Origin of the sequence: Alkalihalobacillus sp. TS-13 (assembly GCF_019720915.1) — a bacterium.
GTDB lineage: Bacteria > Bacillota > Bacilli > Bacillales > Fictibacillaceae > Pseudalkalibacillus.
In genome coordinates, this window is sequence record NZ_JAHKSI010000001.1 from 1,686,932 (window position 1) to 1,700,803 (window position 13,872).

Sequence of the window (13,872 nt, forward strand, 5' to 3'; positions counted from 1 at the left end):
TATTTTCAGGCTTTGTTAACTAATAATATTGATTTCTGACTAAGTTTGATTGCAGCGAAATGTCCTCCAGTGACCTTCGTGACAATACGGGTTGCTTCCGCTTTTCGATTGCCCGCGGAAAGGGAGTGAATTTCGCAAAACTCAACAATAAAGTATAACAAAGCCGATTTTTAAGATAACTCTACTGATATTAGACGCTTTAATAGAAGTTTGGTTTCATTTGGAAGTGAAAAATAACATGAATACTGCAGTTGGACAGGCATATACATTTACTAGAGCGATTGGTAGATTCGATATCTGACGCGGGAGGAATCGATCATGAAAAAATTTATTATCACGAGTCTGATCATTCTATTCTTCTATAGTGCATATTTTGATTTGAAAGTTGGGACATTACCGACATCCGCCAAAAATGATGCCGAAGTTCAAGTGGCAAATTCCGTTCCGGCCGATGAGGTAGTTTATAAAGAAATCCAGGTCCAGCCCGGGGAGACTGTATTGACGATTTTGGAGCGTATTCATAATGGTAGTATCCCCGTATCGATTGAGAAAGCAGTATCTGAATTCGAGCGGTTGAACCCTAATACATCGGCTCATTCAATCCAAGCAAATAAGACGTATCGCTTCCCATTCTTCGACTAGGACACATTTCCTTGCCAAAACCTTCAAACCATTGCTAAAATGAAAGACGGTACTATATGTAATCCACGTCCTTAAAGGAGCGATATATACATGAGTGAAATTACTCACCGTACGAAAACAAGACCGGTTAGAGTCGGGAACCTGACAATCGGCGGTAATAATGAAGTCGTTGTCCAGAGTATGACGACAACCAAAACACATGATGTAGAAGCAACAGTCAAAGAAATCCATCGTTTAGAAGAGGCAGGCTGTCAGATCGTTCGTGTCGCTTGTCCTGATATGAAAGCAGCAGAAGCAATTGCTGACATCAAAAAACAAATAAACATTCCATTAGTAGTTGATATCCACTTCGATTATAAGCTCGCACTTAAAGCGATTGAAGGCGGAGCAGATAAAATCCGGATCAACCCTGGTAATATCGGACGAAAAGAGAAGGTGGAAGCTGTCGTGAAGGCAGCGAAAGAGAAAGGGATTCCAATTCGTATCGGTGTCAACGCTGGTTCATTAGAACGTAAAATCCTTGAAAAATACGGCTATCCAACAGCAGATGGAATGGTTGAGAGTGCCTTGAGCCATATTAAAATTCTTGAGGATTTGGATTTCCACGACATCATCGTTTCGATGAAAGCATCTGATGTCAATCTAGCTGTCGAGGCGTATGAAAAAGCTTCGAAAGCATTTGATTATCCGTTGCATTTGGGAATCACCGAATCCGGAACTTTGTTTGCAGGAACTGTGAAAAGTGCTGCAGGACTTGGCATCATACTGCATAAAGGAATCGGAAATACAGTACGTATTTCCTTAAGTGCAGATCCTGTTGAAGAAGTGAAGGTCGCTCGCGAATTGTTGAAAACATTCGGTTTAGCCTCGAACGCAGCAACCTTGATTTCTTGCCCTACATGCGGCCGAATTGAAATTGATCTGATTTCGATTGCAAATGAAGTCGAAGAATATATTTCAAAAATCAAAGCACCTCTTAAGGTCGCTGTTCTTGGATGTGCAGTCAACGGTCCAGGTGAAGCACGGGAAGCGGATATCGGCATTGCCGGGGCACGCGGTGAAGGTCTTCTTTTCCGCCATGGAGAAATTATCCGGAAGATTCCAGAGGATACGATGGTTGATGAGTTGAAAAAAGAAGTCGATAAGTTAGCGAAGGAATATCACGAGAAAAAAGAAAAAGAAGAAGCAGAACAACAAGTATAAAACAAGCCATTGAAAAGAGCCGTCTCAAACGGCTCTTTTTTAGTATTATGTTATTCTCCATCCCACCATTGTGTTTTCTCTGAAATTGGTTTTCGCGGTGAAGCTTTCGGTTCCGCTGCGGGATATCCAATATATAAAAACCCCATAATTTGTCCTTTTTCCGAGACTCCGAATGCTTCTTTCATTTTCAGAGTGTAAGTTGGCTCTCCCGTTCGCCATATTGATCCAAGTCCTAGTGAATGAGCAGCGAGCATCATATTTTGTGCAGCACACGCACAAGCAGCTACCTCTTCGACCCATACAACCTTTTCTTGGTCGCTGGGTTCCATTATCATGACAATGATTACCGGTGCTCTTCTTGCTTTTTTAAAGCCTTTTTCTTTGGCTAATTCAATCTCCTCTTCTGTTGGATCCGTCAAGTCCTCAATTGCAAATTCTCCATATATCCTTCCTAGGACATCTCTTCCTTTACCACTTAGGACGATGAAATTCCATGGTTCTGTCCGATAATGATTAGGTGCCCATGTTCCTGCTTCAAGAATTGTCTTGATCAATTTTTTATCAGGAACCTCATCCTCCACCTTACCTATCGTCCGTCTTGTTCTGATCGCTTCGATTATATCCATAAGGATCACCTCAAATTGATTATCATTATCATATGTATTTATTTTATGGGAAGAAGATACATGAATCCAAATGATTTCCTTTATAAACACAGTGGTTTATTAATATTTAAATTTTGCTTTGTTAATATGCCCGATATTCACTTCACTTGTCACGGGAGATCCTTGGCTCATCCAAGCAGAAGTGTCGTGAAATCATTAAAAGATCAACAATAAAAACGAAGGCAGGATGAACTGCCTTCGCTTCGACACTAAAAGAATGGAGCAAATATCAGGCTGATTACAATTGAAGCGATACCAAGTCCGATTGCCCAGTTCCCAAGTGTACGTGCTCCTCGTCTTCTTGCAAAAAATCCTACGATGATGCCCGCGGCACCTAATAAAACAGGAAGGAAGAATAGGGAGAGAATCGATAAAGCAATGGCGAATATCCCTACGCCTCGACCCTCAGTATCTTCTGGATCCGCATCGTTGTTATACGAATCTTCACGTTCTTTATCCATAACACGTTCTTGCTCAGGTAGAGGGAGAACCTCTGCTGCTGTTTCTTCCATGAAATCCTCTTCATACTCTCGGTGATTTTCGTTTTCACGATCGTATCGATTTTCCATCAGGATCCCTCTCTTTCATCAAAAGTGGAGGAGCCTTATTATTATTGGTCACGCTTCAGGCTTTCATGATGTCAATCATTGTTAACCTCAATAACTTCAACAGTTGGGAATTTTTGCACAGCATTTAATTTAGGATGTGTGAGAAATTGAACAAAATGTTCGATTTATGTACATTTACCAGCAGTTATTGAACAATTTCCGTGATATATGTACATATATTCACTATTATCACCATTTGACGTTTTTCGACACATGTCCAGAGGTCCGAATAGTGCTTTCGGTTCTAAGAAAGGGAGTGAAATTCGTAAAAATTAAAAACCCACCCAAAACAGTTGGATGGATTTCAAAAAGTTAATGCTTAGGACGGAACGTATGGCAGCAAGTTTCTGCAACATGTTCCGCTTTGTCTTTGTGTAAAGCGTCATCGACGAAGTTTCCTGATGCGGACATATCGTAATTTTCATTCGCGTGTTGGTCCACTTCAACCAAAATGGCATCCGCATGGCAGTTGTTTCCTTCAGCCCAATACACACAGTTTGCTACGTTACATTTTACTTCTGGCATTCTAATCTCCTCCTTAGTGGTTAGAATGCCACATTTTCCATCAAAACATGAGTGATTTTACTGACACTGCTGACAGTAACCGTATATTTCAAACTTATGATCCGTAATGACAAAATCATCAGGCGATATGTCCTTCATCGGACATGCTTCAATCGCATTGGTTTTACCACATTGAAGACATATAATATGATGATGGTGTCCTTTTGTCGCGCAAGAAAACCTGAAATGTTTTTCTCCATCCAGTTCTGTTTCTTCAACAATTCCTAAATCCGTAAATACAGAAAGGTTTCGATAAATCGTATCAAAGCTGAGTCCAGGATAAGATGGTTTCATGTACTCAAGTACATCTTTCGCCGTCAAATAACGTCTCTCATTTGAAAAAAGCTCTAAAAACATCTCACGTTTGCTCGTATATTTATAACCATTTTCTTTGAGGATATTGAGAGCTTCACTTACATTCATGATTTTTCCCCCACTTTTCTATTCGTTCCAAATGAATATCTGAATTTTTTCCAGAGAATCACGAGTACAAGAATCAATGCCGCTAATAATACTATTGTACCACCAGGAGCCAAATCAAAATAGTAAGCTGACACAAGGCCTGCTATTACAGAGGTTTCCCCAAAAAGGATTGCAATGAATATCGTCTGTTTGAATCCTCTCGAAATCCGGATGCTTGCAGCGACAGGTAACGTGATAAGTGATGATACAAGTAATATGCCGACAATCCTCATCGAAGCTGCAATAACAAGTGCCACCATCACCATGAACATGAAATGGATAGAACGTGAGCGGATTCCAGACACTTGTGCTTGATCTTCATCAAAGGATAGTAAAAATAGCTCTTTGTAAAAAACGCTGACCAAAATCACGACGATTATTAATATTGTTAAGACCATCCACACATCTGAGGTTCCTACTGCAATGATACTTCCGAATAAGTAATTGAATAAATCCGTATTAAAGCCATTCGCTAATGAGATGAAGATGACACTTAATCCGATTCCCACAGAGAGAATGATGGGTATTGCAAGCTCTTGATAATGCTTATATTCTTTCCTCAGCCGCTCGATCAAAATTGAACCTGCTACTGAAAAAGCCATTCCGATGTATACAGGGTTCAACATTTTAAAAGCAGTAACTTGTTTACTCAACAATAAGCTTGCAGCTATTCCTGCCAGTGTGATGTGTGACAAAGCATCTGCAATCAATGCTTGTCTTCGGACAACGATGAATACACCAAGCAAAGGCGCCAGAAAACCGATCATCAGACCGACCAAAGCAGCATTTCGTATAAAGTCATATTGTAAAAAATCTTGGATCATATAAGTGCACTCCTCTAATGCTTGTGATCCATCATATGGACTGGGTGACCATAGAAGGATGAAAGTTGCCTGTTATCAAAGTCTTCATATTCATGGGTGTCACCATGAAAATGCAACTGTTTATTCAGACATGCGACATGTGTAACAAGGTTTGTGACAGGTCCGATATCGTGTGTAACAAGAATCAACGTAATCCCTTTTTGCTGATTCAATTCTCTTAAGAGATCATAAAAGCTTTCTACTGAGGAAGCATCTACACCAACAGTCGGTTCGTCTAAAATCAATAATTGCGGGTCACTTACCAAAGCTCTTGCGATGAAGGCACGTTGCTGCTGCCCTCCGGAAAGTTCTCCGATATTTTGATTCGTATAATCTTCCAGTCCGACGACTTCAATTGCCTCATGGACCCGTTTCTTATGATGTTTTTTCAAAAATTTGAACATGCCTACTTTCCCGAAAAGCCCCATTGAGACCACTTCAAAAACTGTGGCTGGGAAACCGCTGTTGAAGCTGTTCGCTTTTTGGGATACATAGCCGATTTTTGGCCAGTTTTTGAATTTCTTCACGTTTTGACCAAATATATAGATCGATCCTTGCTGTAGTGGTAGTAGCCCAAGAATCATCTTGATAAGCGTAGATTTACCAGAGCCATTCGGTCCTAGCAAGGCAAGGAAAGATCCCTCAGGGACATCCAGCTTTATATTTTCAAGAACTTTACGCTCTTGATAGTTAAATGTAACGTTTTCTATAGATACGATAGACGATTTCATCGCAATCCCCTTTCAAAAACATAATGGAATGAAATTAGGAATGATTCCGATTTACTTTATTAAGTATATCTAAAATATCTCATTTGTAAAGAAACTTGGTCAAATCCAGTACAATATTGGAGCTGAAAAAAGAGACTGACACGTTATAGTCAGCCTCTCCAATATCATCAATTTGTAACAGCTAATAATTCCTGCTCTTTTGCTTTTTGTTGTATTTCTTCAGCATACCAGCTTTTTGCATGGCCTTTTTCCTGAATGTATTTTTCCATTCCGTATATGCCCCGGTGATAAGCAGTAAGTGCTTTATCCCAATTATCATATTTGGAATACAGGTAATCTAGATAGACGATTGCAAGCTGAATCGAGTATAACGGATCAAATAACTGCTCTTTATTTTTGTATTCAAGGCCAGCCATTTTTGAAATCCATGGCGCTGTGTTTTCCATGAACTGAGCCATCCCATAAGCTCGTCCATATTTGGTTTCCGGACCTACTGCTTTAGGATCGAATTGGTTCCCAGTTTCTACACGCAATAATTCATACACGATATAAGGATCGATACCTTTCTTCATCGATTCCCTTACTAGAAAATGTCCCCACTCTTCCTTGAATCTTCCATCACTTTCTTTTGTAAATTGCTTTGCAAGCTTTTTGGACTCTACCATCATTTCATAACCGCTTGCTTTCGGTTTTCCACCTTGGCTTTTTTGCTTATAAAAAGAAATCATCTGTTTATAATCTTTTTCAGCCTCTAACATTTGCGATTGTTGTTTTTCTTTCTTCAAGTCTCGCTTCAGTTCATTATTTTGTATAAGTGTATAAGAAATCGCTAAGATAAGCGATAGTATCACTGCTGAAATAGAAAAAAAGCGTTTGTTTTTAAACATAAAAACACCTCACAGTCTAGGTATTTTGACACATGCCTTTCATCATAGACGATGAGGATGTAAAAAACAAGCAGTCAAGGTGTTTTATACATTATTTTACAGTTCAATTGTTAATGGATCGGAGACTTGAATTTAGCCCCTTTCGTTTCCTGTGTATTCATGATTGTTATGAAAGCTTGTTTATCGATATCATATACAATGTTCTTAAGCTTGGTCACTTCTAGCCTTGTAATTACTGCATAGATCACTTCTTTTTGGGCGTCTGTATAACCGCCTTTCCCCATCAATTTCGTTGTACCTCGTCCTAAGCGGTCCAGGATCGCGCTTGAAATCTCCTCATAATGATCTGAGACGATCAAGACAGCTTTGGTTTCATCAAGACCTTGGATAACCGTGTCAATCGTTTTAAAGGCAATATAGTATGTAAGGATCGAATACATTGCGCGTTCAGGACCGAACACGAAACCTGCCCAGGCAAATACAAAAATGTTCAAAAACATAACAATTTCACCAATTGAAAAAGGGATTTTCTTGGTGATAAGTATTGAAAAAATTTCCGTACCGTCTAAGGAACCCCCGTGACGAATAACAAGACCTACTCCAACTCCCAGAGTCAATCCTCCAAATACCGTGGCGAGGATCAGCTCATTCGTAAAAGGCTCAAAATGGTGCAGTTGTGTCTCAAATATCGCTAAAAACACAATACCAACAAGGGAAGATATTGAAAATGTCTTTCCAATCTGTTTATAACCAGAATACATGAATGGAAGGTTTAAGACGATGACTAAAATGGCGAAGTTCAAAGGAGTCAGGTAATCCAAAATCAATGAGACGCCGATGATGCCCCCGTCAATGATCTGGTTCGGGATCAAAAACAATTCGATTGAAAGTGCAGCAAGGCCTGCTCCAAGAATGATCATTCCATATCGATAAATTAAGTGTGGGAGACTTTCTTTTTTGTGTTGTTTGACTTGTTCCATGGGTCACTCCTCAACAGTTATTCATGGTATATCTAGGTTGTTTTCTAAACGGTGGTTGTTAATTAAATGTTTGAAAGGAAATATGCGAGACTCCTGCGGGAAAACAAGCTAAGCGAGACTCCGCATGCGAATTAAGAACCTTCACCACATCCTTTGCATGTGAGCTGAGGAAGCTTGCAGATTGCCCGCGTAAAGCGAGTATATGTCCAAATTTAAAAACAACGATTATACGAAAACAGGCTATATCTCAGACATATTATATCATGTTTACTTGAAACTCTTAAAAAATCCGCTATAATTAACAATCGTGGCATATCTATTATGTCATGGGTGGGAGAGGGATCATTTCAGAAAGAAAGGTTATTGATGAAACAACTTATTGAAAATTGGTTCCAGTTGTCTAAGTATGGTACAACGATGCAAAAGGAAATGATTGCGGGGATCACCTCTTTTTTTACGATAAGTTATATTATTATCGTCAATCCATTAATTCTGGCTGATGCTGGAATCCCATATTATGGAGCTTTAATGGCAACAATACTCGTCAGTATCATTTCGTGTATTTTCATTGGGTTATATGCAAATGCACCAATTATATTATCTCCAGGAATGGGTGTTAATGCTTTTTTCACCTACACGATTGTTGAAGGTATGGGATTGAGCTGGCAGGAAGGACTTGGAGCAGTTGTAATAGCAGGTCTACTTTTCTGTATCGCAGCATTTACACCGATCAAGTCCTTATTATCACGTTCAGTACCGGACTCACTAAAGCATGGAATTACAGTCGGTATCGGGTTGTTCCTCGCATTTATCGGTTTACAAAAAGCTGGTATTGTCGAGAAAAGTCCGGATACATTTGTAAAACTAGGGGATCTGAGTGAACCATCTACTCTGTTGGCACTGGCAGGACTGTTAATCTGCCTGACATTGTTTGTCAAGAGAATTAAGGGGGGATTCATCCTTTCAGTCATTATCATCACGATAGCAGCTTATGTTTTCGGGCTGACCCCTGAATCAAAAGCCGCTGGCGAAGAATCGGTGTTGTTGATTTTCAACGCAGATCTTTCGAGTTGGATGACAACAAAGTTTTGGATTGCTTCGTTTTCTCTTGCTCTCATATTGATCGTAGAAAATATGGGCTTGTTATATGGGATGTTGCCAGATACAGAGAAATTTGATCGATCGTTCCAATCAAGTGCTTTTTCAAGTGTTTTATCTGGATTTTTCGGGACAAGTCCGACGATTTCAGCAGCAGAAAGTGCTTCAGGAATTGCTGAAGGCGGGCGGACAGGTTTGACAGCAGTTGTTGCAGGTTTGTTATTCATCTTTTCAATATTCGCTATACCCGTCCTTACTGGTATACCAGACGCTGCAATTGCACCGATTCTGATCATTATCGGTGGTGTCATGATGCAATCGATTCGATACATTCCTCTGGATGACTTCACAGAAAGCTTCCCAGCTTTCATGATCATTGCGTTGATTCCGTTAACCTATAGTATTGTTGACGGACTCGCTTTCGGATTTATCGTTTACCCGATCATCAAAATGGCAGTCGGACAATTTAAACAAATACCAAGAACCATGTATGTGATGGCATCGTTATTCATCTTGAATTTCGTCTTCCATTTTTACATGTGATGGTGAACACTCAAAAACGCAAGCAAATTCCTATATTGGAATCACTTGCGTTTTTTCTGATTTAACGGCTAGCTTTTTTGACAATAAGAGCTACTGTTATTCTTAAATTTGCGAACTCCTGCGTGAAAAGCGAGCCAGGCGAAACCCCCTGCAGCGGAACTAGGAGACTTACGGTCGCCTATTGAAAGGGAGTGAATTCCGCAAAAAAACCAAGGTTTTGAAAAACAGCTGAATGGAGTCAGCTGTTTTTTTCAGATAAGAAAGGCAGATGGAAAGTTATCATCGTCCCTTCCCCAAGTTTACTGTCAATATGGAAGGTTCCACCGTGATCTTCGATGATCTTTTTACACAATGGGATCCCTATTCCATTCCCCTTTTCTTTTGTTGTAAAGAACGGTTTTCCTAGTTGTTCCAACACCGTCAGCTCCATGCCGGGTCCTTGATCTTTAAATATGATTTCATAATGATGACTTCTTTCTCTCCCGTAGAGCTGGATCAGTCGATTGTTTTGTTGGTTGGTATAAGCTTCGATTGAATTTCGAAGCAAGTTCAAAACAACCTGCTTGATCATTGATTCATTGACCATAATATATCCGTCAGCCTCTTCCACATCCCATTCAAAAACAAGATTATGTAATAGGCATTCTGATTGGATGATGTGGATCAGAGATTTGATGATGAGATCAGGTCTTTGCTTTTGCTTCTGCATCTTTCGTCTTGAGACAGACAGAAAATCCTCGATGATTTCATTCATGCGGGATAGTTCCGACAATACTGTATCATAGTATTTGTTGAAATCCTTCGTTACAGCTGATAATTGTATGAATCCTTGTATTACAGACAATGGATTGCGCAATTCATGAGCCACACCGGCTGCCAGGTGGGATACAGATTCCATCTGTTTTTTGTACATCAAAAGATTTTCAAACCTCTGTTGATGGGAACGATCATATAGAACGAACCGGATGCTTTCATCGGAATCAAAATACATCCCTTTTACTTGATAGAGACAATCATCTTCATAATAAAAGCGTTCATTGACGATTTTTGTACTCCTTATTTCCCTGGTCATCTGGCGCATCTGGGATAAAAGAGGATGCTTATGGTCCAGTTGGAACAGATTTTTGCCGATCATCTGATTGACTGAATCTAAATCAACGAATAATTTCATCCGTTCGTTACAGCAATCAATTTCATTTGTAGCAGTGATCGTCAAAATTCCAATCTCGAGTTCGCGGAACATGAATTTACGGAACTCGTGTTCTTTTTCGTACATTTTTTTGTAATCAATTTCATTGTGCCCTTCCTTAGTGCTTGGATCATCGAGAAACTTGCCGAGAAGTACGATTTCATCATCGACCATTTTTCCAAGATACTTGATTTTCATCTTCTCCTCATCTAAATAATGATCAAAAACCCCTTCAGAGGCATTCTTGGAGGTAAGCTTTTCAATGAACTTGAAAACAACTGGCTGATCTTCTTTTAAGAAAAGGTCATAGAAATTTGTATGTGTTTCGCTCAGAATAGACTCTTGAGCAATACTGTTCGATTCAATAATCGAACCATTCGGTTTGATTAGTAAGTATATATCGTCCGTAAGATCATTCATAATATGTTGAAAGGCTGCAAAAGTGTTGTCAGATTGACAATATTGCATAGCACGCCCCCAATTATAATTGACATAGTAAATCTATTATACTAAATATACCTTCCAATACCTAGTGCTGCAACCAATAAATCCCTAGACATATATCAGCAAAAATCAACAAATTCATGTTGCATATCCGCCAAACCATACAAGCACACAAATTCCGCCCGCCTCATACATTATGCAAAGAGGAGGGGAACGGGGGATGAATCCTTTTCTACAACAAATGATCAACCATAAACTGAATAATCTGTCTGCTGAGGAATTGACTGCATTAGCATCACAATACAACATCCAACTGACTGACACACAAGCAGTTCAGATCATCCGTATTCTGAGAAAAGAGAAGATTGATGTGGCAGATCTTCAGCAAAGGGAACGAATCATCAGACAAATAGAGGCTGTCGTTGGCCCACATACTGCTCAGACCGTAAAGGTTATGTTTCAATCGATCGTCCGATGAAGCAGAAAAAGCTGACTCCTTAGTCACTGACAAACTTCGTCCTTATATGGCTCGGTTTGACAAATATACTCTTCAGAGTCAGCTTTTATTTATTTCTCTTTATTATTGATTTTCACGAAATCTTGCGGGAAAAGAAGGAAGGCAAGAACCCGCACTTTTTATAAAAAAGAGAAAATCAACTTTATGCTTGGACGATTTTTTCAAGTAGTTGTTCATCATACTTTTTCCCGTGCAGCATCTCAATTTCAAACTTATATGGAGGTTTCTTGTTTTTCTTGTCACCATTAACAGGTACATAAGGTGTTTCAAGGATTTTCGGAATTTCCTCAAGCTGAGGATGGTGTACAACGTAATTTAATGTATCGAATCCGATCTTTCCAAAGCCTACATTTTCATGACGGTCTTTACCAGCTCCACACTCGTTTTTACTATCATTGATGTGAAGCACTTTGATCCGATCAATCCCGACAATTTTATCAAACTCATTCAAAACGCCATCGAAGTCATTAATAAGGTCGTACCCAGCATCATGGGTATGACAAGTATCAAAACACACTGAGAGTTTGTCGTTGTGAGTGACGCCATCAATGATCGCCGCTAATTCTTCAAACGTTCTCCCGCATTCAGAGCCCTTCCCTGCCATCGTTTCTAATGCAATCTGGACATTCTGTTCAGGAGATATGACTTCATTCAATCCTTCAATGATTTTTTGAATTCCTGCTTCCGAACCTGCACCGACATGCGCCCCAGGGTGCAATACAATCTGTTTTGCACCAATCGCTTCTGTCCGTTCAATTTCTGATCGTAAGAAATCTACTCCTAGTTGGAAGGTTTGTGGCTTTGTCGTATTCCCGATATTGATGATATATGGAGCATGGACGACGATTTCCTCTATTCCGTTTTCCTTCATATGTGCAACACCATTCTCAATATTCAATTCTTCAATCGCTTTACGGCGTGTGTTTTGAGGTGCTCCGGTATATATCATGAATGTGTTCCCACCATAGGAAACAGCCTCTTCACTCGCACCCAACAACATTTTTTTACCGCTCATTGAAACATGTGATCCTAATTTAAGCATGGATTGCTCCCCCTCTATTTCTTTCTTTTACGGTTGAATTGCTTCTTTTTTTCTTGAAATTTCTTTTTGTAGCCTGGTTTGACCTTTTTAGGCTTCGGCATTAAGAATTCGTTCGGGTCCTTAGATTTCTTTTTTGGCCGGGAACGCTGTACGTTCACAGTTACCCATTCCTCATCCTTAAGATCCTTGTGTGCGAAAGAAATACCTTTTTTCTCAAGTTTCTCTAGCTTCTCGAGTTCATCTCGTTCATATAAGACAGCAGCTATACCGCTCATACCTGCACGACCAGTACGTCCAGATCGATGGATATAATAATCTAGATCCGTCGGGATTTGATGATGGATAATATGGCTTACTCCCTTTACGTCGATCCCTCTTGCCGCTAAATCAGTTGCAACCAAATACTGACATTCCGCATTCGCAACACGTTTCATGACATGCTTACGTGTTCGTGGAGGAAGGTCTCCATGAAGCCTATCTACATTCAAACCTTCTTGTATCATTGCATCTGCCACTTCGTCAGCATCTTTTTTTGTATTTGCAAATACGATCGCTAAATAAGGATTGAACTTTTTCGCAATCTTAATTGTCAGTTCAATACGATCACGATGTCTTACAGGGACTGCAATATGATCAATTTCAGCCGGTGACGTTTCCTCAGGCTTTACATGAACATGCTTCGGGTTGTTCATATATTTACGTAAAAATGGATTCAGATTTTCAGGGATCGTTGCTGAAAATACCATCATCTGCAACTCATGTGCCATACGTGAAGCAATTTGATCTACATCTTCTATAAAGCCCATATCGAGCATTTGATCAGCTTCATCGACGACAAGCATGTCCGCATTAAAAATGGATATCCCTTCTTCGACAACGAGATCTTTAATGCGTCCTGGTGTTCCCACAATCACATGTGGTTCATTTTTTAATTGATCGACCATACGCTTCCGGTCTGTTCCACCCACCACAGTTTTTACGTTGATGGATGAATCTTCAACTAGTTTAACTGCTTCATTATATACTTGTCTCGCTAGTTCTCTTGTTGGGGCTGTAATCACGGCTTGGACCTTTTGGACTTCTGGATTGATTTTTTCTAAAATAGGCAGCAAAAAGGCAAGCGTCTTTCCAGAGCCAGTCTGTGATTGACCGATCACATCATTCCCTTTGATAATGCTTGGAATAAGTCGTTCCTGTATTTCAGTCGGACGTTCCAAGTTCTGTTTTCTGAGTGCCTCAAATAAAAACGGTTTTAATTTGAATCGTTGTTCAAACACATTATTTTTCATAACTAATATCACCTTCAGATGTATTTCCCACTTTAAATATTATAGAGGATAAAGAGAAAAATCTCCATGTTTTTGGGGATATACCCATTCTTTTGTTGGATGGACACCAATCATTCATTTTTCGCATATCTTGTTTATCAGAATA

15 protein-coding genes are annotated in these 13,872 nt (G+C 39.7%); 4 read left to right on the forward strand and 11 right to left on the reverse strand.

Features of this window, described 5'->3' with window-relative positions:
- The first annotated feature begins 318 nt into the window (after window positions 1-318).
- Window positions 319-642, forward strand: a complete 324-nt coding sequence (locus KOL94_RS08465) for a hypothetical protein (RefSeq protein WP_221565596.1) — start codon at window positions 319-321, stop codon at window positions 640-642.
- A 90-nt stretch (window positions 643-732) separates the two neighbouring features.
- Entirely contained in the window at window positions 733-1,845 is a 1,113-nt protein-coding gene (ispG, locus tag KOL94_RS08470) for a flavodoxin-dependent (E)-4-hydroxy-3-methylbut-2-enyl-diphosphate synthase (protein ID WP_221565597.1), read from the forward strand.
- Window positions 1,846-1,895: 50 nt separating this feature from the next.
- Here the strand turns inward: ispG and KOL94_RS08475 are convergent, their stop codons facing one another.
- The 8 genes from KOL94_RS08475 to KOL94_RS08510 form a co-directional block, all read right to left on the reverse strand.
- Entirely contained in the window at window positions 1,896-2,471 is a 576-nt protein-coding gene (locus KOL94_RS08475; protein ID WP_221565598.1) for a nitroreductase family protein, read from the reverse strand.
- A gap of 248 nt (window positions 2,472-2,719) precedes the next feature.
- Entirely contained in the window at window positions 2,720-3,079 is a 360-nt protein-coding gene (locus KOL94_RS08480; RefSeq protein ID WP_221565599.1) for a DUF308 domain-containing protein, read from the reverse strand.
- Window positions 3,080-3,430: 351 nt separating this feature from the next.
- Window positions 3,431-3,643, reverse strand: a complete 213-nt coding sequence (locus tag KOL94_RS08485) for a DUF1540 domain-containing protein (protein WP_221565600.1) — start codon at window positions 3,641-3,643, stop codon at window positions 3,431-3,433.
- Window positions 3,644-3,700: 57 nt separating this feature from the next.
- On the reverse strand, window positions 3,701-4,105 hold the full coding sequence (locus tag KOL94_RS08490) for a Fur family transcriptional regulator (protein ID WP_221565601.1): 405 nt from the start codon (window positions 4,103-4,105) through the stop codon (window positions 3,701-3,703).
- On the reverse strand, window positions 4,102-4,968 hold the full coding sequence (locus KOL94_RS08495; RefSeq protein ID WP_221565602.1) for a metal ABC transporter permease: 867 nt from the start codon (window positions 4,966-4,968) through the stop codon (window positions 4,102-4,104). Before KOL94_RS08495 ends, KOL94_RS08490 begins: the two co-directional genes overlap by 4 nt.
- A 14-nt stretch (window positions 4,969-4,982) precedes the next feature.
- Window positions 4,983-5,738, reverse strand: coding sequence for a metal ABC transporter ATP-binding protein (locus KOL94_RS08500; protein WP_221565603.1), 756 nt, complete (start codon window positions 5,736-5,738; stop codon window positions 4,983-4,985).
- A gap of 167 nt (window positions 5,739-5,905) precedes the next feature.
- Complete coding sequence (locus KOL94_RS08505) at window positions 5,906-6,625, reverse strand: lytic transglycosylase domain-containing protein (RefSeq protein WP_221565605.1); 720 nt, start codon at window positions 6,623-6,625, stop codon at window positions 5,906-5,908.
- 110 nt (window positions 6,626-6,735) lie between these two features.
- A complete protein-coding gene (locus KOL94_RS08510) occupies window positions 6,736-7,605 on the reverse strand; it encodes a YitT family protein (protein WP_221565607.1) in 870 nt (289 codons plus the stop codon).
- A 366-nt stretch (window positions 7,606-7,971) separates the two neighbouring features.
- Between KOL94_RS08510 and KOL94_RS08515 the strand changes: the two genes are divergently transcribed.
- Complete coding sequence (locus tag KOL94_RS08515; protein WP_221565609.1) at window positions 7,972-9,246, forward strand: NCS2 family permease; 1,275 nt, start codon at window positions 7,972-7,974, stop codon at window positions 9,244-9,246.
- A gap of 238 nt (window positions 9,247-9,484) precedes the next feature.
- Here the strand turns inward: KOL94_RS08515 and KOL94_RS08520 are convergent, their stop codons facing one another.
- Entirely contained in the window at window positions 9,485-10,903 is a 1,419-nt protein-coding gene (locus tag KOL94_RS08520) for a two-component system sensor histidine kinase NtrB (RefSeq protein WP_260412257.1), read from the reverse strand.
- A 196-nt stretch (window positions 10,904-11,099) separates the two neighbouring features.
- On the opposite strand from KOL94_RS08520, the gene KOL94_RS08525 reads away from it, so the two are divergent.
- Entirely contained in the window at window positions 11,100-11,357 is a 258-nt protein-coding gene (locus KOL94_RS08525; protein WP_221565611.1) for a DUF2624 family protein, read from the forward strand.
- Between the two features lie 181 nt (window positions 11,358-11,538).
- Here the strand turns inward: KOL94_RS08525 and KOL94_RS08530 are convergent, their stop codons facing one another.
- Together KOL94_RS08530 and KOL94_RS08535 are read right to left on the reverse strand one after the other, a co-directional pair.
- Window positions 11,539-12,438: a deoxyribonuclease IV gene (locus KOL94_RS08530; protein ID WP_221565612.1), complete on the reverse strand. Its 900-nt coding sequence runs from the start codon at window positions 12,436-12,438 to the stop codon at window positions 11,539-11,541.
- Between the two features lie 14 nt (window positions 12,439-12,452).
- Window positions 12,453-13,727, reverse strand: a complete 1,275-nt coding sequence (locus KOL94_RS08535; RefSeq protein ID WP_221565614.1) for a DEAD/DEAH box helicase — start codon at window positions 13,725-13,727, stop codon at window positions 12,453-12,455.
- Between the last annotated feature and the right edge of the window lie 145 nt (window positions 13,728-13,872).

What these genes read in the sequence shown, in the direction of transcription:
- KOL94_RS08490 (WP_221565601.1), bottom strand. Translation starts at nt 4,105, where the DNA reads ATGAATGTAAGTGAAGCTCTCAATATCCTCAAAGAAAATGGTTATAAA.
- KOL94_RS08535 (WP_221565614.1), bottom strand. Translation starts at nt 13,727, where the DNA reads ATGAAAAATAATGTGTTTGAACAACGATTCAAATTAAAACCGTTTTTA.
- KOL94_RS08515 (WP_221565609.1), top strand. Translation starts at nt 7,972, where the DNA reads ATGAAACAACTTATTGAAAATTGGTTCCAGTTGTCTAAGTATGGTACA.
- KOL94_RS08525 (WP_221565611.1), top strand. Translation starts at nt 11,100, where the DNA reads ATGAATCCTTTTCTACAACAAATGATCAACCATAAACTGAATAATCTG.
- KOL94_RS08485 (WP_221565600.1), bottom strand. Translation starts at nt 3,643, where the DNA reads ATGCCAGAAGTAAAATGTAACGTAGCAAACTGTGTGTATTGGGCTGAA.
- KOL94_RS08475 (WP_221565598.1), bottom strand. Translation starts at nt 2,471, where the DNA reads ATGGATATAATCGAAGCGATCAGAACAAGACGGACGATAGGTAAGGTG.
- KOL94_RS08530 (WP_221565612.1), bottom strand. Translation starts at nt 12,438, where the DNA reads ATGCTTAAATTAGGATCACATGTTTCAATGAGCGGTAAAAAAATGTTG.
- KOL94_RS08520 (WP_260412257.1), bottom strand. Translation starts at nt 10,903, where the DNA reads ATGCAATATTGTCAATCTGACAACACTTTTGCAGCCTTTCAACATATT.
- KOL94_RS08465 (WP_221565596.1), top strand. Translation starts at nt 319, where the DNA reads ATGAAAAAATTTATTATCACGAGTCTGATCATTCTATTCTTCTATAGT.
- KOL94_RS08505 (WP_221565605.1), bottom strand. Translation starts at nt 6,625, where the DNA reads ATGTTTAAAAACAAACGCTTTTTTTCTATTTCAGCAGTGATACTATCG.
- KOL94_RS08495 (WP_221565602.1), bottom strand. Translation starts at nt 4,968, where the DNA reads ATGATCCAAGATTTTTTACAATATGACTTTATACGAAATGCTGCTTTG.
- KOL94_RS08480 (WP_221565599.1), bottom strand. Translation starts at nt 3,079, where the DNA reads ATGGAAAATCGATACGATCGTGAAAACGAAAATCACCGAGAGTATGAA.
- ispG (WP_221565597.1), top strand. Translation starts at nt 733, where the DNA reads ATGAGTGAAATTACTCACCGTACGAAAACAAGACCGGTTAGAGTCGGG.
- KOL94_RS08510 (WP_221565607.1), bottom strand. Translation starts at nt 7,605, where the DNA reads ATGGAACAAGTCAAACAACACAAAAAAGAAAGTCTCCCACACTTAATT.
- KOL94_RS08500 (WP_221565603.1), bottom strand. Translation starts at nt 5,738, where the DNA reads ATGAAATCGTCTATCGTATCTATAGAAAACGTTACATTTAACTATCAA.